This is a genomic window from Streptomyces sp. NPDC102490, from assembly GCF_044765285.1.
Lineage (GTDB): Bacteria > Actinomycetota > Actinomycetes > Streptomycetales > Streptomycetaceae > Streptomyces.
In genome coordinates this window covers 415,205-437,816 of the sequence record NZ_JBIWJU010000005.1, presented here as the reverse complement: position 1 = coordinate 437,816, position 22,612 = coordinate 415,205, and the positions used below count along the sequence as shown (strand labels likewise).

The 22,612-nt window shown below is 73.9% G+C and carries 24 protein-coding genes and 1 pseudogene; 13 read left to right on the top strand and 12 right to left on the bottom strand.

Going from position 1 to position 22,612, the window contains the following annotated elements; genetic code table 11:
* The first annotated feature begins 244 nt into the window (after positions 1 to 244).
* Positions 245 to 451, top strand: a complete 207-nt coding sequence (locus ACIRGB_RS13710) for a hypothetical protein (protein ID WP_403863086.1) — start codon at positions 245 to 247, stop codon at positions 449 to 451.
* Between the two features lies 1 nt (position 452).
* Complete coding sequence (locus ACIRGB_RS13705; protein WP_403863083.1) at positions 453 to 1,328, top strand: LysR substrate-binding domain-containing protein; 876 nt, start codon at positions 453 to 455, stop codon at positions 1,326 to 1,328.
* 31 nt (positions 1,329 to 1,359) lie between these two features.
* Here ACIRGB_RS13705 and ACIRGB_RS13700 read toward each other — a convergent pair.
* Positions 1,360 to 1,494, bottom strand: a pseudogene (locus ACIRGB_RS13700) (WhiB family transcriptional regulator); the annotation flags it as partial.
* A gap of 406 nt (positions 1,495 to 1,900) precedes the next feature.
* On the opposite strand from ACIRGB_RS13700, the gene ACIRGB_RS13695 reads away from it, so the two are divergent.
* On the top strand, positions 1,901 to 2,407 hold the full coding sequence (locus ACIRGB_RS13695) for a GNAT family N-acetyltransferase (RefSeq protein WP_403863080.1): 507 nt from the start codon (positions 1,901 to 1,903) through the stop codon (positions 2,405 to 2,407).
* Positions 2,408 to 2,504: 97 nt separating this feature from the next.
* On the opposite strand, the gene ACIRGB_RS13690 is transcribed toward ACIRGB_RS13695, so the two are convergent.
* Positions 2,505 to 3,470, bottom strand: a complete 966-nt coding sequence (locus tag ACIRGB_RS13690; protein WP_403863077.1) for a pirin family protein — start codon at positions 3,468 to 3,470, stop codon at positions 2,505 to 2,507.
* Positions 3,471 to 3,616: 146 nt separating this feature from the next.
* On the opposite strand from ACIRGB_RS13690, the gene ACIRGB_RS13685 reads away from it, so the two are divergent.
* Both ACIRGB_RS13685 and ACIRGB_RS13680 read left to right on the top strand, forming a co-directional pair.
* Positions 3,617 to 3,964: a tetratricopeptide repeat protein gene (locus ACIRGB_RS13685; RefSeq protein ID WP_403863074.1), complete on the top strand. Its 348-nt coding sequence runs from the start codon at positions 3,617 to 3,619 to the stop codon at positions 3,962 to 3,964.
* A gap of 43 nt (positions 3,965 to 4,007) precedes the next feature.
* Positions 4,008 to 4,664, top strand: a complete 657-nt coding sequence (locus tag ACIRGB_RS13680) for a peptide deformylase (protein ID WP_403863481.1) — start codon at positions 4,008 to 4,010, stop codon at positions 4,662 to 4,664.
* Positions 4,665 to 4,699: 35 nt separating this feature from the next.
* Here the strand turns inward: ACIRGB_RS13680 and ACIRGB_RS13675 are convergent, their stop codons facing one another.
* On the bottom strand, positions 4,700 to 6,133 hold the full coding sequence (locus tag ACIRGB_RS13675; protein ID WP_403863071.1) for a dihydrolipoyl dehydrogenase family protein: 1,434 nt from the start codon (positions 6,131 to 6,133) through the stop codon (positions 4,700 to 4,702).
* A gap of 120 nt (positions 6,134 to 6,253) precedes the next feature.
* Between ACIRGB_RS13675 and trxA the strand changes: the two genes are divergently transcribed.
* On the top strand, positions 6,254 to 6,649 hold the full coding sequence (trxA, locus tag ACIRGB_RS13670) for a thioredoxin (protein WP_403863068.1): 396 nt from the start codon (positions 6,254 to 6,256) through the stop codon (positions 6,647 to 6,649).
* 19 nt (positions 6,650 to 6,668) lie between these two features.
* Here the strand turns inward: trxA and ACIRGB_RS13665 are convergent, their stop codons facing one another.
* Positions 6,669 to 7,703, bottom strand: coding sequence for a LacI family DNA-binding transcriptional regulator (locus tag ACIRGB_RS13665; RefSeq protein WP_403863065.1), 1,035 nt, complete (start codon positions 7,701 to 7,703; stop codon positions 6,669 to 6,671).
* A 72-nt stretch (positions 7,704 to 7,775) separates the two neighbouring features.
* Complete coding sequence (locus ACIRGB_RS13660; RefSeq protein ID WP_403863062.1) at positions 7,776 to 8,480, bottom strand: TetR/AcrR family transcriptional regulator; 705 nt, start codon at positions 8,478 to 8,480, stop codon at positions 7,776 to 7,778.
* Positions 8,481 to 8,620: 140 nt separating this feature from the next.
* On the opposite strand from ACIRGB_RS13660, the gene ACIRGB_RS13655 reads away from it, so the two are divergent.
* Positions 8,621 to 9,184, top strand: coding sequence for an NAD(P)H-dependent oxidoreductase (locus tag ACIRGB_RS13655; RefSeq protein ID WP_403863059.1), 564 nt, complete (start codon positions 8,621 to 8,623; stop codon positions 9,182 to 9,184).
* A 58-nt stretch (positions 9,185 to 9,242) separates the two neighbouring features.
* Here ACIRGB_RS13655 and ACIRGB_RS13650 read toward each other — a convergent pair whose 3' ends face one another.
* Positions 9,243 to 10,148, bottom strand: coding sequence for a LysR family transcriptional regulator (locus tag ACIRGB_RS13650; protein WP_403863056.1), 906 nt, complete (start codon positions 10,146 to 10,148; stop codon positions 9,243 to 9,245).
* A gap of 136 nt (positions 10,149 to 10,284) precedes the next feature.
* Between ACIRGB_RS13650 and ACIRGB_RS13645 the strand changes: the two genes are divergently transcribed.
* Positions 10,285 to 10,488: a hypothetical protein gene (locus ACIRGB_RS13645; RefSeq protein ID WP_403863053.1), complete on the top strand. Its 204-nt coding sequence runs from the start codon at positions 10,285 to 10,287 to the stop codon at positions 10,486 to 10,488.
* A 4-nt stretch (positions 10,489 to 10,492) separates the two neighbouring features.
* Here ACIRGB_RS13645 and ACIRGB_RS13640 read toward each other — a convergent pair whose 3' ends face one another.
* Positions 10,493 to 11,200: an SDR family NAD(P)-dependent oxidoreductase gene (locus ACIRGB_RS13640; RefSeq protein WP_403863049.1), complete on the bottom strand. Its 708-nt coding sequence runs from the start codon at positions 11,198 to 11,200 to the stop codon at positions 10,493 to 10,495.
* Positions 11,201 to 11,303: 103 nt separating this feature from the next.
* Here ACIRGB_RS13640 and ACIRGB_RS13635 point away from each other — a divergent pair, with 103 nt between their 5' ends.
* Positions 11,304 to 12,191 (top strand): helix-turn-helix transcriptional regulator, encoded by an 888-nt coding sequence (locus tag ACIRGB_RS13635; RefSeq protein ID WP_403863047.1) that lies wholly within the window; start codon positions 11,304 to 11,306, stop codon positions 12,189 to 12,191.
* On the opposite strand, the gene ACIRGB_RS13630 is transcribed toward ACIRGB_RS13635, so the two are convergent.
* Positions 12,148 to 13,116, bottom strand: coding sequence for a TerC/Alx family metal homeostasis membrane protein (locus ACIRGB_RS13630; protein ID WP_403863044.1), 969 nt, complete (start codon positions 13,114 to 13,116; stop codon positions 12,148 to 12,150). The two genes, ACIRGB_RS13635 and ACIRGB_RS13630, sit on opposite strands and share 44 nt — an antisense overlap.
* Positions 13,117 to 13,265: 149 nt before the next feature.
* Between ACIRGB_RS13630 and ACIRGB_RS13625 the strand changes: the two genes are divergently transcribed.
* Together ACIRGB_RS13625 and ACIRGB_RS13620 are read left to right on the top strand one after the other, a co-directional pair.
* Positions 13,266 to 14,519, top strand: coding sequence for a polysaccharide pyruvyl transferase family protein (locus ACIRGB_RS13625; RefSeq protein WP_403863041.1), 1,254 nt, complete (start codon positions 13,266 to 13,268; stop codon positions 14,517 to 14,519).
* A 12-nt stretch (positions 14,520 to 14,531) separates the two neighbouring features.
* Positions 14,532 to 15,971, top strand: coding sequence for an FAD-dependent oxidoreductase (locus ACIRGB_RS13620; protein WP_403863038.1), 1,440 nt, complete (start codon positions 14,532 to 14,534; stop codon positions 15,969 to 15,971).
* Between the two features lie 21 nt (positions 15,972 to 15,992).
* Here ACIRGB_RS13620 and ACIRGB_RS13615 read toward each other — a convergent pair whose 3' ends face one another.
* The 4 genes from ACIRGB_RS13615 to ACIRGB_RS13600 form a co-directional block, all read right to left on the bottom strand.
* Complete coding sequence (locus ACIRGB_RS13615) at positions 15,993 to 17,012, bottom strand: RNA polymerase sigma factor RpoD/SigA (RefSeq protein WP_403863035.1); 1,020 nt, start codon at positions 17,010 to 17,012, stop codon at positions 15,993 to 15,995.
* 40 nt (positions 17,013 to 17,052) lie between these two features.
* Complete coding sequence (locus ACIRGB_RS13610) at positions 17,053 to 17,478, bottom strand: CBS domain-containing protein (RefSeq protein ID WP_403863033.1); 426 nt, start codon at positions 17,476 to 17,478, stop codon at positions 17,053 to 17,055.
* A gap of 88 nt (positions 17,479 to 17,566) precedes the next feature.
* Positions 17,567 to 18,001 carry a PPC domain-containing DNA-binding protein gene (locus ACIRGB_RS13605; protein ID WP_403863030.1) on the bottom strand — a complete coding sequence of 145 codons (435 nt, stop codon included), beginning with the start codon at positions 17,999 to 18,001 and terminating at the stop codon, positions 17,567 to 17,569.
* Positions 18,002 to 18,168: 167 nt separating this feature from the next.
* The gene (locus ACIRGB_RS13600) at positions 18,169 to 20,151 is read right to left on the bottom strand and encodes a BTAD domain-containing putative transcriptional regulator (protein ID WP_403863027.1); all 1,983 of its coding nucleotides are present in this window, start codon (positions 20,149 to 20,151) and stop codon (positions 18,169 to 18,171) included.
* A gap of 180 nt (positions 20,152 to 20,331) precedes the next feature.
* Here ACIRGB_RS13600 and ACIRGB_RS13595 point away from each other — a divergent pair, with 180 nt between their 5' ends.
* Positions 20,332 to 21,219 carry an alpha/beta fold hydrolase gene (locus ACIRGB_RS13595; protein WP_403863024.1) on the top strand — a complete coding sequence of 296 codons (888 nt, stop codon included), beginning with the start codon at positions 20,332 to 20,334 and terminating at the stop codon, positions 21,217 to 21,219.
* Positions 21,220 to 21,301: 82 nt separating this feature from the next.
* Entirely contained in the window at positions 21,302 to 22,585 is a 1,284-nt protein-coding gene (locus ACIRGB_RS13590) for an MFS transporter (protein WP_403863021.1), read from the top strand.
* Positions 22,586 to 22,612 lie beyond the last annotated feature (27 nt).

Sequence of the window (22,612 nt, the reverse complement as noted above, 5' to 3'; positions counted from 1 at the left end):
GCCCACGGGACGGCCGGGTTCGCCGACGCCGTTGACGCCGGCGACAAGGACGCCCTTTTCGTCACGCCGGCCAATGACGCCACCGAGGACGTCTCGGCCGTCGGCCGGACCCTGACGGCCGCGTACACCAACGCCATCTGGGACGGGCCTGGAGGCGGCTCTGGACGCCGCCGAACACCGCGGACGCCTCTCCGCCCGGGGTGCCGGCCTGGCGGTCGCCGTCCCCGTGGTGATGACGCTCCTGATGTTGGGAGCACTGCACCGGGCGACCCGTACCGGAGCGGTGGGACACGCCCTGCTGGTAGTCACCGGTGCACTCGTGGTGCTGGCTCTGGGCTTCAGCGCACCCGCCCTGGGAGTCGGCGGCACCGTCCTGGGTATGGGCCTGGCGGTGGCCGCCACCCTGGCAGCCAACCTCTTCACCGTCCGCCATCGATCCGAAGGGCGTTGAGGTGCGCCTGGACCTGAACAAACTCGACCACCTGATCGCCGTCGCCGAGGAAGGCAGCCTCACCCGAGCCGCCGCCCGGCTCCACCTGTCCCAGCAGGCCCTGTCCACCTCCATCCGGGTCCTCGAACGCGAGGTCGGGGTTCCGCTGCTGGAGCGCGGCAGCGCGGGCGTCACCGTACTGCCCGCCGGAGCGGCCCTGATCGACGACGCCCGCGTCCTCAACGGCATGGCCCGCGCCGCCCTGCACCGCGCCCGGCACATCGGACGGGGCGAGACCCAGATGCTCCGCATCGGCTACACCCCCGCCGTCACCGGCGACGAACTCGTCACCCTGCTCGCACCGGTGACCGAAGCCCACCCCGACATCGCCCCCGACATCCACCAGCGCTACCCCTCCGAGCTGACCGCCGCCCTGCTCGCCGGCGACCTCGACATCGGCCTGTGCCGCGGAATGACGCCCACCCACGGCCTGACCCGCACCACCCTCGGCCACCAGCGCCTGCACGTCGCCGTCGCCTGCGACCACCCCTTGGCCGCCCGCACATCCGTGGCACTGCCCGAACTCGCCCACGAGACCTTCCTCGTCTGGGGCGCCCCCGGCCGCTCCGGCTACACCGACCTCCTCATCGACCACTGTCGCAACGCCGGTTTCGAACCGAACACCGAACGCACCGCACGCCAAGGCACACCCCCCATCACAGCCGTCATCGGCACCCGCCACATCGCTTTCGTCACCACACCACCAGGCCCCGCGGCGGGCGGCAAAGCACACGTCCTCAGCCTCGAACCCCCCATCCACGCGCCACTCCACGCCCTCTACCTCCCCCACACCACCTCCCCCAGCCGCACCACCTTCCTCACCCACGTGAAACTCTGAGCAGGAACCTCCGGCGCATGACGGCTAATGCTCAGTTCCGCAAATTGTCGTGCTCCGACCGGGCGGCCTCGAGCAGGTGGCGCCAGGACGAGACCAGAGGACGCCGTCGCAGGAGGGCCCGCCGTTCGCGCTCTGTCATCCCGCCCCAGATTCCGTGCTCGATCCGTTTTCACACTGCGTCCGCCAGGGAAACGAGGGCGGGCTGGCTCGGGGAGAGGACGGCATCGGGGTGGGCGGGGACGAACGGGAGGCCTGGAGTAAGGGAGCTGCCTGCCGGACCTCACCCGCGGTCTCATCCGTTGCGCATCGGTGAGCGGCAGGGCAGCAGCCCTGCTCAGCGGGCTGGAGCTGGATGCGGGTGGCTTGCTGTGTCGCCGCTTGTCGGCACCGAGGCCGTAAACAGTTTCTCCTGTCAGGTGCGGCAGGAGAGACTTCGCCAGGACAGTGAGCAACGCGATCGTCGGCTGTCTCCGATGTCGCACCAGCGCCCGAAGGGATCAGGGCCATGGCAAGACCCGCGCCACCGCGACAGAAGTCACCCTTCCAAATGAAGTGGCTCTAAGAGAGTGATCATGCGAACCGATGTCAAGCTGTACCGTCTCAACCAACGCCTTCTCGCAGAACTGCTGCACACAGCCGTCACGGACGCCGATCCGTTAGAGGTGATGCCACCCGTGAAAGGGCCGAGCGGCTGGACGCCAGAGCGCCGGGCAGCATTCGTGCAGTTCCACGAGGCGCGTTCCCTCTCAGCGGACCCCCTGGAGACCACCTTCGCCATCACCGTCGCAGAGCAGGTCGCTGGGGCTGCGCGCCTGTGCCCCTTGGACGGGCAGACCGGTATGGCGGAGGCCGGCGTGTGGATCGGGCGGACCCACCGAGGTGCAGGCGTGGGAACAGCGGTACTCGAACTCCTCCTGAACAGAGCCAGTGCACAGGGGTTCACCGCCGTATATGTGAGCACTACACCGGACAACACGGCAGTGAGGTCCCTTTTGTCAGCAAGGGGCGTCGTTCTCGTGCCTGACGGTAATGCGTTAACGGCGCACATAAAACTCATTACCGGTCCACCGGGTGCATAGTGTGGGCTTTCGGTCTTGCTGACTGCGCAGCCAAGGTAATGAGGGTTCCCGGCAGCCTACACCCCGGCGGTCAGCGAAATCGACGTATTTCCGCAGGTCAGCGCGTCCTCCCTCGCGGTTTCAACGGCACCGGCGGCAGTTCCGGGGCGGGCAGCGGGGCGCCGTCGTAGCCCTTGACCTCGCCGAACCGCGTCCCTTCCATCCAGTCCCGGCGGGCCTGTTCGATCTCCTCCTGGGAGCGCCCGATCCAGTTCCAGAACATGATCAGCTCCTCCTCGAACGGCTCGCCGCCCAGGAGCATCAGGCCCGCGTCCGAGTCGGCGCGCAGGGGCAGCTCGTCGCGGCCGCAGCCGAGGTAGAGCATCGAGCCCGGCACCAGGGGCACGCCGTCGACGTGGGCCTCGCCGCTCATGGCCAAGACGGCGTACTCGAAGTCCCGTTCCAGCGGCAGGCGTACGTCCGTGCCGCCGGTGAGGGCCAGGTCGGCGCCGACGAGGGGCGTGTACGTGGTGCCGGGCGAGGTGGCGGTGTCGAGGGTGCCGAGGAGTACGGTGGCGGACAGGCCCGGGGCCGTGACCCGGGGCAGCTCGGCGTGGAACTCGAAGTGGGGGTCGGTGTGGCGGTGGGCGTCCGGGAGGGCCACCCACAGCTGCGCGCCGTGCAGGAGGCGCGCGTGCGGGCGCGGGCTCTCCTCCGAGTGGCTGATCGCGCGGCCGGAGGTCATCAGGCCCAGCTGGCGCGGGCGGATGGTCTGCACACTGCCGGTGGAGTCGCGGTGCAGCACCTCGCCCTCGTGCAGCCAGCTCACCGTCTGCAGGCCCATGTGGGGATGCGGCGGCACCTGCATGCCGGGCTCGTCGGCGATGTCGTCGGGGCCGTAGTGGTCGACGAAGCACCAGGCGCCGACCATGCGCCGGCCCAGGTTGGGCAGCAGTCGGCGCACCTCGGTGGACTCGCCGAGCGTGACGTGGCGCGGGCTGAGGAGTTCCCGTACGGGCTCCGTCACCACGAAGCCGCGGCCGCCGCAGAGACTGGGTACGGCTTCGCGATCAAGGTTGCTCATGCCGCCCAACCTAGACCCGGCGGAGCCTTCGCGTCAGACGGACCGCGGGCCGTCACCGTGGCGGGCGACGGCGCCGCCACGCACACATCATCAGTAGTGGAATGTTCAACCGTGTGGCGGGGTTGGAGGGGGCGAAGGAGGTCTCAGTGGACATGACGTACTACGACCACGGAACGCCGGCGGAGCGCTGGGAGCGCGCGCGGATGTTCTTCGACGCCAAGGACTACGCCGCCGCGGCGCGCGTCCTGGACGGACTGGTCGAGGAGGTGCCCGAGCAGACCGGCCCGCGGCTGCTGCTGGCGCGTTCCTACTACCACTCGGCCCAGCTGCGCCGGGCGGAGGCCGAGCTGCGGAACGTCGTCGAGCGCGATCCCGTCGAGCAGTACGCCCGGCTGATGCTGGGCCGCACCCTGGAACGGCAGGGGCGGCAGGAGGAGGCCGACGCCCAGCTGCGGATCGCCTCGGCCCTCGCGGGCGACTTCGCCGAGATCTGAGCGCGAGCCGGGAGCGTGGCATCCTGGCGCGATGGGAACCGCGATGGGAACTCCGAGTGATCGTGCCCCGCTTGCCGAGCGGGTCGAGGAACTGCTCGCCGTCGGCGGCCCGTTGCCGATCGTCGCGGCCGGGGACCCGGTGCTGCGGCGCGCGGCCGAGCCGTACGACGGGCAGTTGGCGCCCGCGCTCTTCGAGCGGTTCGTCGAGGCGCTGCGGCTGACCATGCACGCGGCGCCGGGTGTCGGGCTGGCCGCGCCGCAGGTCGGGGTGGGGCTGCGGGTCGCGGTGATCGAGGACCCGGCGCCGGTGCCGGAGGAGGTGCGGGTGGCGCGGGGGCGGGTTCCGCAGCCGTTCCGGGTGCTGGTCAACCCCTCGTACGAACCGGTGGGCGCCGGGCGGGCCGCGTTCTTCGAGGGCTGTCTGAGTGTGCCGGGCTGGCAGGCGGTCGTGACGCGCCCCGCCGAGGTGCAGCTGCGGGCGCGGGACGAGCACGGGCGGGCGGTGGACGAGGTGTTCGCGGGCTGGCCGGCCCGGATCGTGCAGCACGAGACGGATCACCTCGACGGCACCTTGTACCTGGACCGGGCCGAGTTGCGCTCCCTGGCCTCGAACGCGGCGATGGCGGACCTCTGGTCCCAGCCGACGCCGGAGCGGGCGGCGGCGGCGCTGGGCTTCGGGCTGCCGGACCCGGCGGCCTGACCGGCCACCGGGTCCGTTCTCCCGTGCGGTGCCCGTCAGTTGTCCCGGTACGCCTCCAGCAGCCTCAGCCACACCTCACTGATCGTCGGGTACGACGGCACCGCATGCCACAGCCGGCTGAGCGGCACCTGGCCGGCGACGGCGACGGTCGCGGAGTGGATCAGCTCGCCGACGCCCGGGCCGACGAAGGTGACGCCGCGGACGATCTCGTCCTCCAGGTCGACCACCATGCGGGCGCGGCCCTGGTAGCCGTCGCCGTACAGGCTCGAACCCGCCACCGCGATGGGCACGTCGACGGCCCGCACACGGTGTCCCGCCTGCTCGGCCTCGGCCAGGGTCAGACCGACGGACGCTGCCTCGGGGTCGGTGAAGACCACCTGGGGAACGGCGTGGTGGTCGGCGGTCGCGGCGTGCGCGCCCCAGGGGTCGGACTCCAGGATCGGCACCCCGGAGGCGCGGGCGGCGATGGCGGCGCCCGCGATGCGTGCCTGGTACTTGCCCTGGTGGGTGAGGAGGGCGCGGTGGTTGACGTCGCCGACGGCGTAGAGCCAGTCGTGGCCCTCCACCCGGAGGCTGTCGTCGACCGGCAGCCAGGAGCCCGGCTCGAGGCCGACGGTCTCCAGGCCGAGGTCGCCGGTGCGGGGCGTGCGGCCGGTGGCGAAGAGGATCTCGTCGGCCTCCAGGCGGTCGCCGGTGTCGGTGACGGCGACGACGGTGCCGTTCTCGCGGGTGACGGACTCGACGGAGACGCCGGTGCGGATGTCCACGCCGGCCTCGGTGAGCGCCTCGGCGACCAGTTCCCCGGCGAACGGCTCCATCCGCGCGAGCAGGCCGGCGTCGCCGCGCACCAGCATCGTGACCCGGGAGCCGAGGGCCTGCCAGGCGGTGGCCATCTCGACGGCGACGACTCCGCCGCCGACGACGAGGAGGCGGCCGGGCGCGCTCTTGGCGCTGGTGGCCTCGCGGCTGGTCCAGGGGCGCACCTCGGCGAGTCCGGGCAGCGGGGGCAGGGCGGCGGCGCTGCCGGTGCAGACGGCGACGGCGTGCCGGGCGGTCAGGGTCCGGCGGCTGCCGTCGGGGCCGGCCACCTCCACGGTCCGCGGTCCGGTCAGCCGTCCCTGTCCGCGGTACAGGTCGGTGCCGGTGCCCTCGACCCACTGGACCTGGCCGTCGTCCTTCCAGTGCGAGGTGAACTCGTCGCGGCGGGCGAGGACGGCCTGCGCGTCGAGGGGCTCCTGGACCTGCTGGGCGAGGCCGGGCAGGCGGCGGGCGTCCGCGCGGGCGATGACCGGGCGCAGCAGTGCCTTGCTGGGCATGCACGCCCAGTAGGAGCACTCGCCGCCGACCAGTTCGCTCTCCACGATCGCGGTGGACAGCCCGGCCGCGCGGGTGCGGTCGGCGACGTTCTCTCCGACGGGGCCCGCGCCGATCACCACGACGTCGTACGTAAGGGAATCCGATTGCGTCATGGGGTCAGTCTGGTGGGTGGTGTGCGCCGTGGCCACATGGGTACGTGCGCGGAATACCCACCAGGTCGGCAGTGTTGTGCCGAAGAATTCTCCCCCCGAACCAGGAAGAGGGATCACCTCATGACCAGCACCGTGGAACTCACCAAGGAGAACTTCGACCAGACGGTCACGGACAACGAGTTCGTGCTGATCGACTTCTGGGCGGAGTGGTGCGGTCCGTGCAAGCAGTTCGGGCCGGTCTACGAGAAGGCGGCGGAGGCCAACCCGGACCTGGTGTTCGGCAAGGTGGACACCGAGGCGCAGCCGGAGCTGGCGCAGGCCTTCGGCATCCAGTCGATTCCGACGCTGATGATCGTGCGGGACCAGGTGGCCGTGTTCGCGCAGCCGGGCGCGCTGCCGGAGGCGGCCCTCACCGACGTGATCGGTCAGGCCAGGAAGCTGGACATGGACGAGGTCCGCAAGGCGGTCGCCGAGCAGCAGGCGCAGGACGGGCAGGACGGCCGGGAAGGCCGGTAGCGGGCGGTCCGGCCGCCGGTCAGCTCGACTCCCGGTGCACCACCGTCGCGCCCAGCACCTTGTGGCGCTCGGGCGCGGCGCCCGGGTCGTGCACCGCCCGGTCGACCAGGGCGGCCAGGTCGCGGCCGGCGGGCAGCTCCAGGTGGACGGTGCTCAGCCGGGGCCGCAGCAGCCGGCCCAGCATCAGGTCGTCGGCGCCGATCACGGCGACGTCGCCGGGGATGTCGAGGCCCTCGTCCTGGAGGGCCCGCATCAGCAGCATCGCGTACTCGTCGTTGTACGCGAACACCGCGTCGAGTCCCAGGGGTCGCCAGCGCGCCGCGAGGCGGGCGGCGGCCCCTTCGTCGTAGGCGAGGGGCAGCTCGGTGACGGTGGCGTCGGTGCCGGAGACGGCCTCACGGGCGCCCGCGAGGCGCGGTGCCGAGAAGACGTCCAGACCGCGTTCCGCGGGCACCACCACGCCGATGCCGCGGCGTCCGCGGTCGTACAGGTGGCGGGTCGCGCCGCGGCCGACGCCCTTCTGGTCGGTGAGCAGGGCGTGCGCGCCGTCGACGGCCTCGGGGCCGAGGGTGAGGACCGCCCGGGCGCCGGAGCGTTTGAGGATCTCCACGCCCCGCGGGCCGAGGTCGGCGCCGGGGACCAGGACGGCGACCGGCCGCAGCTCGGCCCAGGCGCGGGCGGCCTCGTCGCCGTGCACGCCGACGGTGCCGTACTGCACGACGGTGTAGTCGAGGCGGCCGAGCGCCGACTGGAATTCGGCGAGGAAGCGGCTGTAGAGCGGGCCGGCGGGGAAGGACGGCGCCGGCATCAGGACCATGCGGCTGTGCCCGGCGCGCAGCGAGCGGGCGGCGGCGTGCGGGACGTAGCCGAGTTCCCGGGCGGCCTCACGGACGCGGCGGCGGGTGGGTTCGCTGATCCGTACGGCGTCGGTGTTGTTGAGGACGTAGGAGACGGTCGCGCGCGAGACGCCGGCCAGGCGGGCCACGTCGGCGCTCGTGGGCACGGAGCGCGCTGCGGAGGGCTCGGGGGGCGGCGGAATCGGTATCTGCACCATGACGTACGGCATCCTGGCAGAAGCCGGGCGCGGGGCGGCGGGCGGGGCAACGTCGTCCGCGACGGACGGAGTTCAGGCCGACGGGGCGGTGGCCGGGGGCTGGGTCCCGGGGGCCGGGGGGTCGGTGCGGGTGACCCGTGCGACCAGGTCGAGCCAGCCCGCCCGTACGCGTTCGGCGGGCAGCCCGCTCTGTCGGGTGAGGTGGTGGATCAGGGCGGCGTCCAGGTAGGCCATGAGGGTGTGCGACAGGAGTTCGCTGTCGGCGTCCGGCACGGCCTCCCGCAGCAGCAGTGCCACGTGGTGGCGCAGGAAACGGCGCGGTGGGGAGGTGTGGCGGCGTTCGGCGCTGGGTTCACCGGCCAGGAGCAGGTCGAGTTCGTCGATGGAGCGGCGCAGCAGCGCGCAGCCGAAGGCCCGCAGCCGCTCGACCGGCGGTGCGCCGGGGCCCAGCGGCGGCGGGCCGCTCAGCAGCGCGGCCTGGAACTTCCGCTCGGAGTGGTCGAGCAGTGCCGCAAGCAGCCCGGTGCGGTCGCCGAAGCGGCGGAAGACCGTGCCCTTGCCCACGCACGCCGCGGCGGCGACCGCCTCCATGGTGAGGGCGCCCGCGCCGTGCTCGGCGACCAGCCGCTCGGCGGCCTCCAGGAGCCGGGCGCGGTTGCGCGCGGCGTCGGCCCGCAGGCAGGGCTCGTCCTCGTCGGTCCCGGTGCCGAGTTGCAGCAGCTCGGGCGGACCGACGTTCTCCTGGGGCTGCGGGAAGTGCGGCGGGGCGGCGGACATGAAGCCAGCGTAAAGCATCGGGAAGAAAACTGGACCGCGGTCCGTTTGGGATGTTAGAAATTAAACGGACCCCGGTCCGGATCGTAAACCGCAGGGTTTCGGCCCGCCCGTCACCAACTGTTCCAGTAGTGGGAGTACTCATGTCTGTCCGCATCCTTGCGCTCGTCGGCAGCCTTCGCGCCGGTTCGCACAACCGTCAGCTCGCCGAGGCGGCCGCCAAGTTCGCGCCGGAGGGCGCCGAGGTGCAGCTGTTCGAAGGGCTCGCCGACGTCCCCTTCTACAACGAGGACATCGACGTCGAGGGCAGCGTCCCGGCCGCCGCCGCGAAGCTGCGCGAGGCCGCCCAGGCCTCCGACGCCTTCCTGTACTTCTCGCCCGAGTACAACGGCACCATCCCGGCCGTCCTGAAGAACGCCATCGACTGGCTGTCCCGTCCGTACGGCGCCGGCGCTCTCTCCGGCAAGCCCGCCGCCGTCGTCGGCACCGCCTTCGGCCAGTACGGCGGCGTGTGGGCGCAGGACGACACCCGCAAGGCCGTGGGCATCGCCGGCGGCAAGGTGATCGAGGACATCAAGCTGTCCATCCCCGGTTCGGTGACCCGCTTCGCCGAGACCCACCCGGCCGACGACGCCGAGGTCGCCGCCCAGCTGACCGAGGTCGTCGCCCGGCTGCACGGCCACGCGGACGAGGCCGTCGCCGCCTGACCGGCGCGGAGAACGTGTACGGGACCGGAGCTCGGCCGAGCTCCGGTCCCGCCGTGCGTCAGGCCACCGCCGCGGCGGCCAGCGCGCGCAGCTCCTCCAGCGCGGCCGCGACCGCCGCACGGCGATGGCCGCCGCCGCGCGTGCAGGTGAGCAGCTTGCGGTGCGGCCGGCCGGCGCAGGGCACGCGGACGATCGGCAGCTCGGGGGTCAGCCGGGCGAGCCGGGGCACCAGCGCCACGCCGAGCCCGTGGGCGACCAGGTGGGCCGTGACGTTCCAGTCCACCGCGAGATGCACCACGTCGGGAGTGAACCCGGCGGCGCCGCACGCCGCCACCAGATGCGTGCGGCACGGGCTCTGCGGCAGCGGCGCGATCCAGCCCTCGTGCGCCACGTCGGCGAGATCGGCCTCCTCCCGCCCGGCCAGCGGATGGTCCGCGGGGACGACCAGGTCGAACGGCTCGTCCAGGAGCGGCCGCTGCTCGAAGCGCGTGTCGGCCGACGGCGGGCTGACCGGGGTCGCCTCCACCACCGCCAGATCGCTCTCCCCCTCGAAGAGCAGGTCGAAGCTCTCCGCCACCTCGACCTCCCGGATCCGCACCGACAGCCGGGGGTGCCGCTGGCGCAGCCGCGCCGCCATCGGGGCCAGCAGGACGGCGACGGCCACCGGGAACCCCGTCACCCGCAGCGGCCCGGCCGGCGCCCCCTCCCCCGCCCGCAGCTCCTGTTCGGCCTCGTCCCAGCGGGCCTCGATCGCGTCGGCGTGTTCCAGCAGGCTCTCCGCGGCCGGGGTGAGCCGCACCCCGCGCCCCTGCGGCTCCAGCAGGTCGACGCCCAGGTCCCGGGCGAGCTGCCGGATCTGCTGGGAGGCGGCCGAAGGGCTGAAGTGCAGGGCACGGGCCGCCGCGGTGACGGTGCCGTAGTGGGCGACGGCCCGCAGCACGTGCAGCCTGCGCAGATCAATCATGAAGTGCACGCTTCACGGTGACGTCCGTAAAGTCAACCTGGACGTGAACGGACCGGTGGCCGCACGCTGTCCGTGGCGCCCCGGTGGGACCGGGGCCCGCACCAGCATCCCGACGCACCACTGACGAGGAGTCGCCATGCCCAGCACGACCGGTGTCGTCTGCCCGCACTGCGGGTGGCCCGACGGTGCCGAGCCCTTCCAGGTGCTGTCCGCCCACCCCACCGGGGCGGGCGGCACCCTGTGGACCCGGTGCGCCTGCGGTTCGCTCCAGGCCCGCGTCGTCGACGGCCGCGGCACCCGGGTGGTCTCCCGCGGCAGGCCCACGCCGGCGGTCCGCTGACCCGCTACCAGGGCAGCGGACCCGCCGCGTCGACGTAGCCCCCGGTGGGTCCGTCCGGGCCCAGCCGGGCCATCCGGACGATGACCTCGGCGCCCTCGGCCACGGTCTGCGTGCCGGTGTTGCCGTTCAGGTCGGTCGCGGTGAAGCCGGGTTCGACGGCGTTGATACGCATCTCCGGAAAGGCCTTCGCGTACTGCACGGTCAGCGCGTTGACCGCGGTCTTCGACGCCGGATAGGCGAGGCCCGGGTAGCCGTACCCGGGGCTCTGCGGTGAGGTGAGTCCGGTCAGCGAGGCCAGTCCGCTGCTCACGTTGACCACGACGGGCGCGGCGGAGCGGCGCAGCAGGGGCAGGAACGCGTGGGTCACCCGCACCAGGCCGAAGACGTTGGTCTCGAAGACGGTGCGCAGCAGGTCGGCGGTCGTGTCCTCGGCCCCGGTCACGAAGTTGTGCTCGTCGCGCTGTTCGACGCCGGCGTTGTTGACCAGGACGTCGAGGCCGCCGTCGGCCGCCACGGTCCGCACGGCGGCGGCGACGGAGGCGTCGTCGGTGACGTCCAGGACGAGGGGGCGCGCGCCCAGTTCCCCGGCGGCGCGGCGGCCTCGCTCGGGGTCGCGGGCGGCGGCGTAGACGGTGTGGCCGGCGGCGACGAGGCGGCGGGCCGTCTCGAAGCCGAGGCCCTTGTTGGCTCCGGTGATCAGTGTGGTCGTCATGGGACCGAGCCTGCGGCCCGCCGGTGCGGGCAGCCAGGCGTCCGGTCTTCCTGGGACCACGGGTACCAGGAAGACCGGACGCCCGAGGTGTTCACTGGGGGGCATGACGGCTACGGAGTTCGGGCGGGCGCTGCGGCTGCGCAGGGACCGGGTCTCCCCCGAGTCGGCCGGACTGCCCGCGGGCGGGCACCGGCGGGCGGCGGGGCTGCGGCGCGAGGAACTGGCCCTGCTGGCCGGTGTCTCCGTCGACTACGTCACCCGCCTCGAACAGGGCCGGGCGGCCAACCCGTCGGTACAGGTCGTCGAGGCCCTGGTACGGGCGCTGCGGTTGCCGCCCGAGGAGCGCGCGCACCTGTTCCGGCTGGCCGGGCTGGTGCCGCCGGGGCCCGAGACGGTGCCGGCGTACATCCCGCCGAGCGTCCACCGGCTGCTCGACCGGCTGGCCGGCACCCCGGTCGCCGTGTACGACGCGGCGTGGACGCTGCTGCTCGCCAACCCGCCCTACGCGGCGCTGATGGGCGACCCGTCCCGGTGGCGGGGCCCGGAGCGCAACGGCGTGTGGCGCAACTTCGTCGGGCCGGGCAGCCGGGCCCGGTACACGCCCGAGGAGCGCCGGGCCTTCGAGGCGGCCCTCGTCGCGGACCTGCGCGCCACCGCCTCCCGCTACCCCGCCGACCGCCCGCTGGCCCGGCTGGTCGCGGAGCTGCGGGCCCGCAGCGCGCGGTTCGACGAACTGTGGCGGGCGGACGCGGTCGGCCGGCACGAGGCGGCCCGCAAGGTCGTCGACCACCCGCGGGTGGGGCCCCTCACCCTGGACTGCGACGTGCTCGGTGTGGCGGGCAGCGATCTGCGGATCATGGTCTACACGGCCGAGCCGGACACCGCCGACGCGGAGCGGCTCGCCCTGCTCACGGTCCTGGGCACCCAGGAACTGGTGGAGCAGCCGGTCAGGGCGCAGGCGGGTGGCCCGCCCGCTCCTGCCGCCGGGTGACCCACAGGCTGCTGGCCGTGGTGACCGCGAGGACCAGCACGATGAACCCGAGCGAGAACGGGATGCCGATCTCGGGCACGTGGACGCCGGACTCGTGCAGGGCGTGCAGCACCAGCTTGACGCCGATGAAACCGAGGATCACGGACAGGCCGTAGGAGAGGTGGACCAGCTTCTTCAGCAGGCCGCCGATGAGGAAGTACAACTGTCGCAGGCCCATCAGGGCGAACGCGTTGGCGGTGAACACGATGTACGGGTCCTGGGTCAGCCCGTAGATGGCGGGGATGGAGTCCAGGGCGAACAGGATGTCGGTGAACCCGATGGCGAGCATCACGACCAGCATCGGGGTCATCACCCGCCTGCCGTTCTCCTCGATCCACAGCCGGGTGCCGTGGTACCGGTCGGCGACGCCGAAGCGGCGCTCGATCGACTTCAGCAGCTTGTTCTCCTCGTACTCCTGCGCGTGCTCCTCCTTGCGGGCGTCCTGGACGAGCTTCCAGGCGGTCCAGATCAGGAAGGCGCCGAAGAGGTAGAACACCCAGGAGAAGGCGGCGATGATCGCCGCGCCGGCCGCGATGAACGCGGCGCGCAGCACCAGGGCCACCAGGACGCCGACCATCAGCACCCGCTGCTGGTACCGCGAGGGCACCGCGAACTTCGCCATGATCAGCACGAAGACGAAGAGGTTGTCGACGCTGAGCGACTTCTCGGTGAGGTACCCGGCGAAGAACTCGCCCCCGGGCCCGCCCCCGCCCACCACGAGCAGCCCCACTCCGAACAGGCAGGCCAGGACCACCCAGACGGCGGTCCAGATCCCGGCCTCCCGGAGGGACACGTCGTGCGGTCTGCGCCCGATGAAGAAGTCGGCGGCGACGAGGACGCACAGGCCTGCGACGGTCAGCAGCCAGACGCTGAGGGAGACGTTCACCGGTGCTCCTCGTGCGGGACGGAATCGCGTACGGGTGGTTCTCGGTCAGGGTGTTTCCGGGATGCGGCGCAGGCAACCCGGCACCGTGCGCGGCCCCGCGCACCGAGAACGGCGCGCACCGGCCGATTCCGACGTGACGGGAGCCCCGGATGAACGTTCGGCCCTCGCATCCGCACCCCGCCCGCCGGGGCCCGCGCATCGGCGTACTGGGTTCCTACGGCGGCTTCAACATCGGCGACGAGGCGATCCTGACCTGCGTGCTGAGCTGTCTGCGCGCCCGGCGGCCGGACGCGCACCTCGTCGTGCTGAGCCGGAACGCGGAGCACACCCGCGCGCACCACCCCGACGCCGACGAGGTGGTGCCCTGGGAGGGGGTCAGCCGCAACCACGTCCTCGACGTCCTGCCCGGCCTGGACCTCCTCGTGCTGGGCGGCGGCGGCATCCTCTACGACGGCGAGGCCCGGCGCTATCTGCGGCTGGTGCGCGCCGCGCAGACCCGGCACGTGCCCACCTTCGCCTACGCCGTCGGCGCCGGGCCGCTCACGGACGCCGAGGACCGGGACGCGGTGCGCACGGTGCTGGCGGAGATGGACGACGTCGTGGTGCGGGACGAGGAGTCGCGGCTGGTGCTGGAGGAAGTCGGCCTGGAGCGGGAGGTGGCGGTCACCGCCGATCCGGCGCTGCTGCTGGCCCCGGAGCCGTTCACCGGGGCCATGATGCGCGACGAGGGCATCCCCTCCGGGACGCGGCTGGTGGGGATGTCGGTGCGCGAGCCGGGGCGGGCCGCCGAGAAGCTCGACGAGGGCGACTACCACGCGCTGCTCGCCGACGTGGCGGACTTCCTGGTCCGCCGGCTGGACGCGCGCGTGGTGTTCCTGCCGATGGAGCGGCACGACGTACGGCACGCGCACGCCGTGCTGTCCCACATGACGGCCCCGGACCAGGGCCGCATCCTGCACGGCGACTACAGCCCGGGGCAGGTCCTCGGCTTCATGCGCCACCTCGACGTGGCCGTGGGCATGCGGCTGCACTTCGTGATCTTCGCCGCGCTCACCGGCGTACCGGTGCTGCCGCTGCCGTACTCCGGCAAGGTCTTCGACTTCGCGCGCCGGCTGGGCGCCCCGGCGCTGGTGGGGGTGGCGCGGGAGCAGGCGGGGCTGCTGCTGGCGGAGGTGGACCGGCTCTGGGACGAGTATCCGCAGCGCCGGGACGACCTGCGCACCCGGATGGGTGAGCTGTGCGCGTCGGCGCGGGAGACCTGCGAGCGGTGCGGGTCCCTGCTCGACGAGATCGGCGCCGCCCGCGGGTCGGGCGGCGCCCCCGCGGCCGGTGACGGGCCGGCCGACGCGGGGCCGGCCGGTGACGGGCCGTACCGCGCCGAGCCGCGGCCGCTGAACGCCTGACGGAGGTGAGCGATGCCGATCCTGGAAGAGCCCCGCGACTCCCGCACCGTCACCCTGCCGCCCCGGCCCGCCCGGCACGGGGGCCGCTGCGACGTCCTGGTGGTGGGCGGCGGCCCCGCCGGGTTCGCGGCCGCGGTCGGCGCGGCCGACGCCGGGGCCGATGTCGTGCTGGTGGAGCGGTACGGCTTCCTCGGCGGCAACGCGACCGTGGCGCTGGTGATGCCGCTGATGTCGTTCCACAACGAGCACCGGCAGGCCGCGTTCACCGAGGCCGGGGACACCGCGCGGCTGCTGCCCACCGACCACGGCGAGGGCGAGCCGGTGGTCGCGGGTGTCCTGTGGCAGTTGCTCGACCGGCTCATGGGCCGCGGCGGCTGCCTGCCGCCCTCCCCGAAGACCGGGTACACCGTCCCCTTCGACCCGGAGCTGTTCAAGCTGTCCCTGCTGGAGATGATGGACGAGTCGGGGGTGCGGATGCTGTTCCACTCCTTCGCCTCCGGCGCGCTGCCGCTGGAGGACGGCTCGGGCTGGCGGGTGGTGTTCGAGACCAAGTCGGGGCCGGTGGTGATCGACGCCGGGGTGGTGGTGGACGGCACCGGCGACGGCGACGTGGCGGCGGCCTGCGGGGCGCCGTACGAGATCGGGCGGCCGGAGGACGGTCTGGTGCAGCCCATGACGCTGATGTTCCGCGTCGCCGACTTCGCCCGGCCGGACTTCGCCGCGTACGTGCGCGAGCATCCCGACCAGTGGCGGGGCGTGCACGGGCTGTGGGACCTGATCGAGGAGGCCAGGGCGGGCGGCGAACTGCGGCTGCCGCGCGAGGACATCCTCTTCTTCGCCACCCCGCACCCGCGCGAGGTCGCCGTCAACAGCACCCGGGTGAACCGGGTCCTCGGCACCAGCGTCTGGGACCTCACCCGCGCCGAGTACACCGCCCGGCACCAACTGGCGCAGATCGACCGCTTCCTGCGCACCCGCGTGCCCGGTTTCGAGGAGTCGTACGTGGTGCAGAGCGGCACGCACATCGGGGTGCGGGAGACCCGGCGGGTGCTCGGCGACTACCGGCTGACCGGTCACGACATCCTGGCGGCGCGCACCTTCCCGGACGTGGTCGCGCACGGCGCCTATCCGGTCGACATCCACAACCCGCGCGGCTCCGGCACCGTCCTGAAACGGGTGCCGCGGGGCAGCTTCTACGACATTCCACTGCGCTGCCTGCTGCCCCGGGGCACCGACCGGCTGCTGGTGGCGGGCCGCTGCATCTCCGGGACGCATGTGGCGCACTCGTCGTACCGGGTGATGCCCATCGCCATGGCGACCGGGCACGCGGCCGGGGTGTGCGCGGCGCTGACCGTACGGCACGGGCGCGGACCGCGCGGGCTGCCCTACCGGCTGGTCCAGCGGGAACTGCTGCGGCAGGGGGCCCGGCTGCGGACGGCGCGGCCCGGCTGACGCCCTGGGCCGGGTCCCCGGTCAGCCCGCCCAGTCCAGCAGGCGTTCCCGGTGCTCGGGGGCGCGCAGGTGGGCGAGGGACTCCTTCTCCAGCTGGCGTACGCGTTCGCGGGTGAGGCCGACGTGCTGGGCGACCTGTTGCAGGGTGCGGGGGCGGCCGTCGTGCAGTCCGTAGCGCAGGCTGAGGATCAGGGACTCGCGGGGGGCGAGGGTGCCGACGGCCTCCCGCAACTCCGCCGCGAGCGCCTGGAACTCGGCGACCTCCGGGGCCCGCAGCACCTCGGTGTCGGGGATGAGGTCGCCGACGACGGTGTCCCCGGTCTCGTCGACGGGGGTGTCCAGGCTGACCGCGTCCCGGCCGACCCGGCGCAGCCAGACGACCTTGTCCACGTCGGTGCCGCTCTCGGCGGCGACCTCCTCGGTGGTCGGCTCGCGGTCGAGGCCCGCGCGGAGTTTGCGTTCCACCTTGGCGAGCTTCTGCAACTGCTCCACGACGTGGACCGGCAGCCGTACGGTGCGGGCGTGGGTGGCCAGGCCCCGTTCGATGGCCTGGCGGATCCACCAGGTGGCGTACGTGGAGAACTTGAAGCCCTTGGTGTGGTCGAACTTCTCCACGGCCCGGATCAGTCCGAGGTTGCCCTCCTGGATGACGTCGAGGAGGGGCAGCCCGCGGTGGGCGTGGCGCTTGGCCATCGACACCACGAGCCGCAGATTGGCCCGCACCATGTGGTCCTTGGCCTCCTGGCCGTCGTGGACGGTCTCCTCCAGCGCGCGGCGCCGCCCGGGCGTGGGGGCGGGCTCGCCGGTGTCGGCGGCCTCCAGTTCCTGCCGGGCCCGTACGCCCGCCTCGATGCGGGTGGCGAGGCGCACCTCGTCCTCGGCGGTCAGCAGGGGGGTGGCGCCGATCTGGGTCAGGTACTGGCCGAGCAGGTCGGGTTCCTCGTCGGGTTCGGGGATCCGGGTGCGCAGCCGTGCGGTGCGGGTGGTGGCGCGGCGGTCGTCCCGGGTGCGGGCCGCGGGGGTGCGTGCCTCGGGCGCCATGGCGTTTCCTCCGTCCCTCCCGGCGGTGGGGGTGCGGGTGTCAGTGGCCGGGTGCGGCCCGGCCGATGTCGGCGAGCGCGGAGTGCGGGTCGTCGGCGGCGGCGAGGTCGGCGAGGGTGACCACGCCGACCGGGACGCCGCCGTGCTCGACGACCGGGAGCCGGCGCACGGCGTGGCGGCGCATCAGCTCGGCGGCGCGGTCGGTGGTGTCGTCGGGTCCGAGGGTGACGACGGGCGGGGGTGTGCACACCGCGCCGACCGTGGTGGTGTCGGGGTCCCGGCCGTCGGCGACGCCGCGGAGCACGATGTCGCGGTCGGTGAGGACGCCGAACAGGTCGCAGTCGTAGGTCACCAGGACGTCGCCGACGTCCTCCTCGCGCATCAGCCGGGCCGCCCGGGTCACGCTCGTCATGGGCTCCACGGCCACCGCGGCCGGTGACATCACGTCTCGGATGCGCCGTGTCATGTCGTGCCTCCCGGGGGTGTCGGTACGGGATGGTCCGCGGGCCGCGCAGCCCGCACCCGGGCCGGTGAACCGTGCCGCGACGGCCGGCTCAGCCCAGGTCGATCAGGGCCAGGCCGATGTCGGGGCGGTGGGTCTTGGCCAGCTCCGTCGGGCTGTCCCGGACGACGACCTCCAGCGTCGGCCAGACCCGGCCGGACAGCAGGTGGCCGCCGCGGGTGGAGCCGTCGGACAGGCCCAGTACGGCGTGCAGGTGCGGGGTGGGTCCGTCGTCGGCGACGGCAATGTCCCCGATGAGGGAAAGCACCTCGCACTGCTCTTGGACCGGGATGGGCCGGTAGTCCTTGGCCTGCCGGTCGAACCAGCCGACGACCGCCTCGGAGAAGGCGCCCACGGCGGTCACCTGGGAGGCTCCCAGGGACCGGTCACGGGCGAAGGCGGTCAGCTCGGCGACCGGGTCCTCTCCCGCGTCGAGCACCACCACGTACACCGCGGACGGACCGTCCTGAACCTGCTGCCACTTCATGGCCCGGCGGGTACCCGGCAGGGACCGGGGCAACCCCGGCCGGCGTCCCGACGCGCGGCCCGCCGCGAGGACGCAGGGCACGCTCGGTGTCGCTGCGGCCTGCCCCGGTCGCGGTGCTGCTCGGGCGGGTGCACCGATCTCGTCGGCCTGACGGCGCCGCGGCGCCGTCAGGCGTCCAGGGCCCGGCGGATCGCGTCGAGCCAGCCGTCGACGGGTCCGAAGGTGAGCAGTCCGCTGCCCGCGCCCGCGAGTTCACCGGACGCGGGCAGCAGCCTGTCGTAGGTCCGCCGCAGCGCCGGGCGGTCGCCGAGGGCGAGGGCGAGCGCGGCCTCGGCGCAGCACAGGGCCTCGTAGAGCAGGTCGGGCGGCGGTTCGGGCAGGGCCCGCAGGGCGCTGCGGGCCTCGGTGTCGCGGCCCTCGGCCAGCAGGGCGAAGGGCTCGGCCCAGGGCCGGTACGGACCCCAGTCCGCGTCCGGGTCCACCCGCGCGGGCCGCCCGTGGGCCAGGCGCAGGCCGAGCAGGGCGAGCGGCAGCAGCCCGCGTTCCAGGCCCGGCATCCCCGCGCCGTCGAGTCGCCCGGCGGCCGACCGGTAGGCGGCCTCGGCGCGGTCGTGGGCGTCGGCGCGGGGGCCGGCGGTGGCGGCCTGCCGCAGGGCCAGGTACCAGGCGGTGAAGACGGCGACGAGGGGCCGTTCGTGCCGTTCGGCGAGGCGGTCCACGGCCGCCGCCTGGGCGTCGGCGGCGGTGAGGTCGGCGAGGGCCGAGCGGGCCTGGAGCCGGATCAGATGGCCGAGGATCTCGTAGTTGACCAGGCCGTGCCGGGTGCCGAGGGCGACGAGTTCGACGCCGATCGCGTCGCGGCGCGGGGCCAGTCCGGCGCGGGTGCAGGACTGCATGAAGACGCCGTTGAGGGCGAACGCGAGCAGCGCGGGGTCGTCCAGGCGGCGGGCGATCCGCTCGGCCTCGGCGGCCGCACGGGGCCCGCGCGGGGAGCGCACGCCCCGCGACTCCAGGGCGACGGTGGCCAGCAGGCGGCAGCGTGCCGCGTCGGTGGCGGGGTCCTCCGGCAGGGCGGCGAGGGTGCGTTCGGCGGCGGCGACGATGCTCCGGGCCAGTTCGGGGTCGTCGCTGCGGGTCCAGTTGGCGGGGACGTCGTAGGCGCCGATCACCCGGGCCGTCAGTTCCGCGTCGCCCGTCTCCTCCGCCGCCTGGACCGCCGTCAGCCGGTGCTCCCGGGCGGCCTCCAGGCCACCGCCGCCGGTGACCGCGAGGCTCCGCAGCAGACCGACGGTGGATTCCAGGCGGGCCCGGGAACCGGCGGCGACGGTGCGGTCGTACGCCTCGGTCGTCCGGGCCCACAGCCGGGCCGCCGGGTCCGCCGGTTCGCCGGGCGGGTCCAGGTCCGGGTCCTGGGCGAGGATCCCGGCCTCCAGCCTGCGCAGCCGGGGACCGGGGTCGATGCCCAGCCGTCCGGCCAGCAGGGCACGGGCGCGGCGCAGCACGGCGAGGGCGTCCGCCTGCCGTCCGGTCCGGTACAGGGCGAGCGCGAGCAGGCGCCAGGACTCCTCGCGCCAGGGGTGCTCGGTGAGGTGGGCGTCCAGGTCGGGGACCGCCTCGGCGGCGCGGCCGAGTTCCACCAGCAGCTCCGCGCGGCGTTCGACGGCGCGCAGCCGCAGCTCGGTGAGCCGGGAGCGTTCGCCGCGGGCCCAGTCCTCCGTGCCGAACTCGGCGTAGGCGGGTCCCCGCCACTCCCCCAGGGCGGCCCGCAGCCGGTCGGGTGCCTGGGCGGCCGGGAGCCGGTCCGCCTCGGCGACGGCGGCCTCGAAGCGCCACGCGTCCACGGTGCCGGGCGCCGCGCGCAGGGCGTATCCCGGGCCCTCGGTGACCAGCAGCCGGGCGGGGGCGCGCGGCGGGCGGTCGGGTTCCAGGGCGCGGCGCAGGTCCCCGACGAAGGTGCGCACCGCTCCCACGGCCCGCGGTGGCGGCGCGTCCCACAGGTCCTCGACCAGCCGGGCGACCGGGACGACCCGCCGCCGGGCCAGGATCAGCCGGGCGAGCACGGCCCGGTGCCGGGGGCCCTTGAGGGCGAGCGCTCGGGGGCCGCGCCAGGCGGTGACCGCTCCGAGGACACCGAACGTGACCGCTTCCATGTTCCGTGTTCCGTCCGCTCCGATCCGCCACGCGTGCGATCACCACGGTACGCGTGCGGGGCGGCCCCTCGCCGTTTGCTGATCGGTTGCTGATTCGCGCGCGGCAGTCTCGAAGACGTCACCGGGACTCGTGCCACGAGCGGGACCGGACACGAGCGGAACAGAGAGGCACTCACCACCATGACCACCACGGAACCGGCCATCCCCGGCTTCACCCAGGAACGCGTGACGGTCGCCGACGGCATCGGCCTGCACGTGGCCGTCGGCGGCACGGGCAGCCCGGTCGTGCTGCTGCACGGCTTTCCCCAGACCCACCTGATGTGGCGGCACGTCGCCGCCGACCTGGCGGCCGACCACACGGTCATCTGCCCCGACCTGCGCGGCTACGGCGCCAGCGACAAGCCCGCCGACCCGGACGGCACCGCGTACGCCAAGCGGGCCATGGCCGCCGACGTGGTCGCTCTGGCCCGGGAGCTGGGGCACGAGCGGTTCGCGCTGGCCGGTCACGACCGGGGCGCGCTGGTCGCGGTGCGCGCCGGGCTCGACCACCCCGACGCGGTGACGCATCTGGCCGCGCTGGACGTGCTGCCGACGCTGGACATGTGGGACGTCCTGCACGGCACGACGGCGGCGGTGGGCTTCCACCTGTACCTGATGGCGCAGCCGCCGGGGCTGCCGGAGCAGCTGATCGGCGGCGCGCCGGACGCGTTCTTCGGTCACTTCCTCGACGTCTGGACCCGGGACCCGGACGCCCTGCCCGCCGATGTCCGCGCCGCCTACCTGAAGGCGTCGCGCGAGGCGGTGCCCTCCATCGTGGCCGACTACCGGGCCTCGGCCGGTATCGACGTCGAGCACGACCGGGCGGACCGGGAGCACGGCAACCGGCTGCGGATGCCGGTGACCGTGCTCCAGCAGGACTGGGGTGCCGCTCTCGGCTACGACGCCGCCGCGCTGTGGCGGGCGTGGGCCCCGGACCTGCGGCACCGGACCGTCGGCTGCGGCCACTTCATGGCGGAGGAGGCGCCGGGCGAGGTCGCCGGGGCGCTGCGCGACCTGCTGGCCCGGTAGGGACACACCGGGGACACGTACAACGATCGGTTGTATGTGCCGCCCGGCCGGTTGTTTGATCCACCCGGCCCGGCTCGCTTTGATGTCGGGCGTGACGGAGTCGGGTGCGGTCGAGTCGGACGTGGTGGGCGGCGGTTCGCTGGGGAGGGGGTTCGGTTGGTTGTGGGCGGCGTACGCGGTCAGCGCGTTCGGCACGCGGCTGGCCTTCGACGCCTTTCCGTTGATCGCGGTCCTGGTGCTGGACGCCGGACCGGCCCAGGTGGCGGCGCTCGCGGCGGCCGGTCTCGCGGTGGGCGCGGTGGTCGCCGTGCCGCTCGGGCCGTGGGTGGAGTTCCGGCGCAAGCGGCCGGTGATGGTGGCGATGGACCTGGTCCGGTGCGCGGTGCTGCTGAGCGTGCCGCTCGCGTACGTCCTCGGCCGGCTCGGCTTCGCCCAGCTGCTGGTCGTGTCGGTCGTCGTCGCCGCGGCCGACATCACGTTCAGGGCCGCCGCCGGTTCCTGTCTCAAGGCGCTGGTGCGGCCGCCGGACCTGCTGCGGGCCAACGGCCGGTTCGAGTCGACGACCTGGACCGCGGCCCTGCTCGGGCCCCCGGTCGGCGGGGCCGCGGTCGGGCTCTTCGGTCCGGTGGTGACGGTGGCGGTCGACGCGGTCAGCTATCTCCTCTCGGCGCTGGGCATCCGCGCGATCGGGGGCGGGGAGCCGCGCCCGCGGCGCACGGAAGCGGGCCGGCTGCGCGCCGGTGACCTGCTGGACGGCTGGCGGTACGTGCTCGCCTCGCCGGAGCTGCGTCCGCTGTTCCTCAACACGGTCCTGGTCAACGGGCTGATCATGGCGACGACACCGCTGCTGGCCGTGCTCATGCTGGGCGATCTGGGCTTCGCGCCCTGGCAGTACTCCCTCGCCTTCGCGGTGCCGTGCGTGGGCGGGCTGGTCGGCGCGCGGCTGGCCGGGCCGCTCGTGGCGCGCTTCGGGGAGCACCGGGTGCTGGTCACCAGTGGGGTGCTGCGGGTGTGCTGGCCCGTCGGGCTGGCCTTCGTGGGGCCGGGGACGGCGGGCCTTGTCCTGGTGATGGCGGTCGAGTTCGGGCTGATCACGTCCGTCGGCGTGTGCAACCCGCTGTACGCCACCCGTCGGCTGGAGTCGACGCCCGCGGACCGGGTGGCGCGCACGCTGTCGGCCTGGACGGTCAGCGGGAAGCTGACGACCGCGGCGCTGACCGCGCTCTGGGGTCTGCTGGCCGGCCTGACCGGAACGCGTACGGCGGTCGCGCTCGCGGGCGCCGTACTCCTGACGACCCCGCTGCTGCTGCCCCGGCGGGCCCCCGCCCCGGCACCACCCCTGGTGAAGCCCACCGCCGACGCGTGAGGCCCCCCGGCGCACCCCTCCGTCACG

What these genes read in the sequence shown, in the direction of transcription:
- ACIRGB_RS13710 (WP_403863086.1), top strand. Translation starts at nt 245, where the DNA reads ATGTTGGGAGCACTGCACCGGGCGACCCGTACCGGAGCGGTGGGACAC.
- ACIRGB_RS13695 (WP_403863080.1), top strand. Translation starts at nt 1,901, where the DNA reads ATGCGAACCGATGTCAAGCTGTACCGTCTCAACCAACGCCTTCTCGCA.
- ACIRGB_RS13690 (WP_403863077.1), bottom strand. Translation starts at nt 3,470, where the DNA reads ATGAGCAACCTTGATCGCGAAGCCGTACCCAGTCTCTGCGGCGGCCGC.
- ACIRGB_RS13680 (WP_403863481.1), top strand. Translation starts at nt 4,008, where the DNA reads ATGGGAACTCCGAGTGATCGTGCCCCGCTTGCCGAGCGGGTCGAGGAA.
- ACIRGB_RS13675 (WP_403863071.1), bottom strand. Translation starts at nt 6,133, where the DNA reads ATGACGCAATCGGATTCCCTTACGTACGACGTCGTGGTGATCGGCGCG.
- trxA (WP_403863068.1), top strand. Translation starts at nt 6,254, where the DNA reads ATGACCAGCACCGTGGAACTCACCAAGGAGAACTTCGACCAGACGGTC.
- ACIRGB_RS13665 (WP_403863065.1), bottom strand. Translation starts at nt 7,703, where the DNA reads ATGGTGCAGATACCGATTCCGCCGCCCCCCGAGCCCTCCGCAGCGCGC.
- ACIRGB_RS13660 (WP_403863062.1), bottom strand. Translation starts at nt 8,480, where the DNA reads ATGTCCGCCGCCCCGCCGCACTTCCCGCAGCCCCAGGAGAACGTCGGT.
- ACIRGB_RS13655 (WP_403863059.1), top strand. Translation starts at nt 8,621, where the DNA reads ATGTCTGTCCGCATCCTTGCGCTCGTCGGCAGCCTTCGCGCCGGTTCG.
- ACIRGB_RS13650 (WP_403863056.1), bottom strand. Translation starts at nt 10,148, where the DNA reads ATGATTGATCTGCGCAGGCTGCACGTGCTGCGGGCCGTCGCCCACTAC.
- ACIRGB_RS13645 (WP_403863053.1), top strand. Translation starts at nt 10,285, where the DNA reads ATGCCCAGCACGACCGGTGTCGTCTGCCCGCACTGCGGGTGGCCCGAC.
- ACIRGB_RS13640 (WP_403863049.1), bottom strand. Translation starts at nt 11,200, where the DNA reads ATGACGACCACACTGATCACCGGAGCCAACAAGGGCCTCGGCTTCGAG.
- ACIRGB_RS13635 (WP_403863047.1), top strand. Translation starts at nt 11,304, where the DNA reads ATGACGGCTACGGAGTTCGGGCGGGCGCTGCGGCTGCGCAGGGACCGG.
- ACIRGB_RS13625 (WP_403863041.1), top strand. Translation starts at nt 13,266, where the DNA reads ATGAACGTTCGGCCCTCGCATCCGCACCCCGCCCGCCGGGGCCCGCGC.
- ACIRGB_RS13620 (WP_403863038.1), top strand. Translation starts at nt 14,532, where the DNA reads ATGCCGATCCTGGAAGAGCCCCGCGACTCCCGCACCGTCACCCTGCCG.
- ACIRGB_RS13615 (WP_403863035.1), bottom strand. Translation starts at nt 17,012, where the DNA reads ATGGCGCCCGAGGCACGCACCCCCGCGGCCCGCACCCGGGACGACCGC.
- ACIRGB_RS13610 (WP_403863033.1), bottom strand. Translation starts at nt 17,478, where the DNA reads ATGACACGGCGCATCCGAGACGTGATGTCACCGGCCGCGGTGGCCGTG.
- ACIRGB_RS13605 (WP_403863030.1), bottom strand. Translation starts at nt 18,001, where the DNA reads ATGAAGTGGCAGCAGGTTCAGGACGGTCCGTCCGCGGTGTACGTGGTG.
- ACIRGB_RS13600 (WP_403863027.1), bottom strand. Translation starts at nt 20,151, where the DNA reads ATGGAAGCGGTCACGTTCGGTGTCCTCGGAGCGGTCACCGCCTGGCGC.
- ACIRGB_RS13595 (WP_403863024.1), top strand. Translation starts at nt 20,332, where the DNA reads ATGACCACCACGGAACCGGCCATCCCCGGCTTCACCCAGGAACGCGTG.
- ACIRGB_RS13590 (WP_403863021.1), top strand. Translation starts at nt 21,302, where the DNA reads ATGTCGGGCGTGACGGAGTCGGGTGCGGTCGAGTCGGACGTGGTGGGC.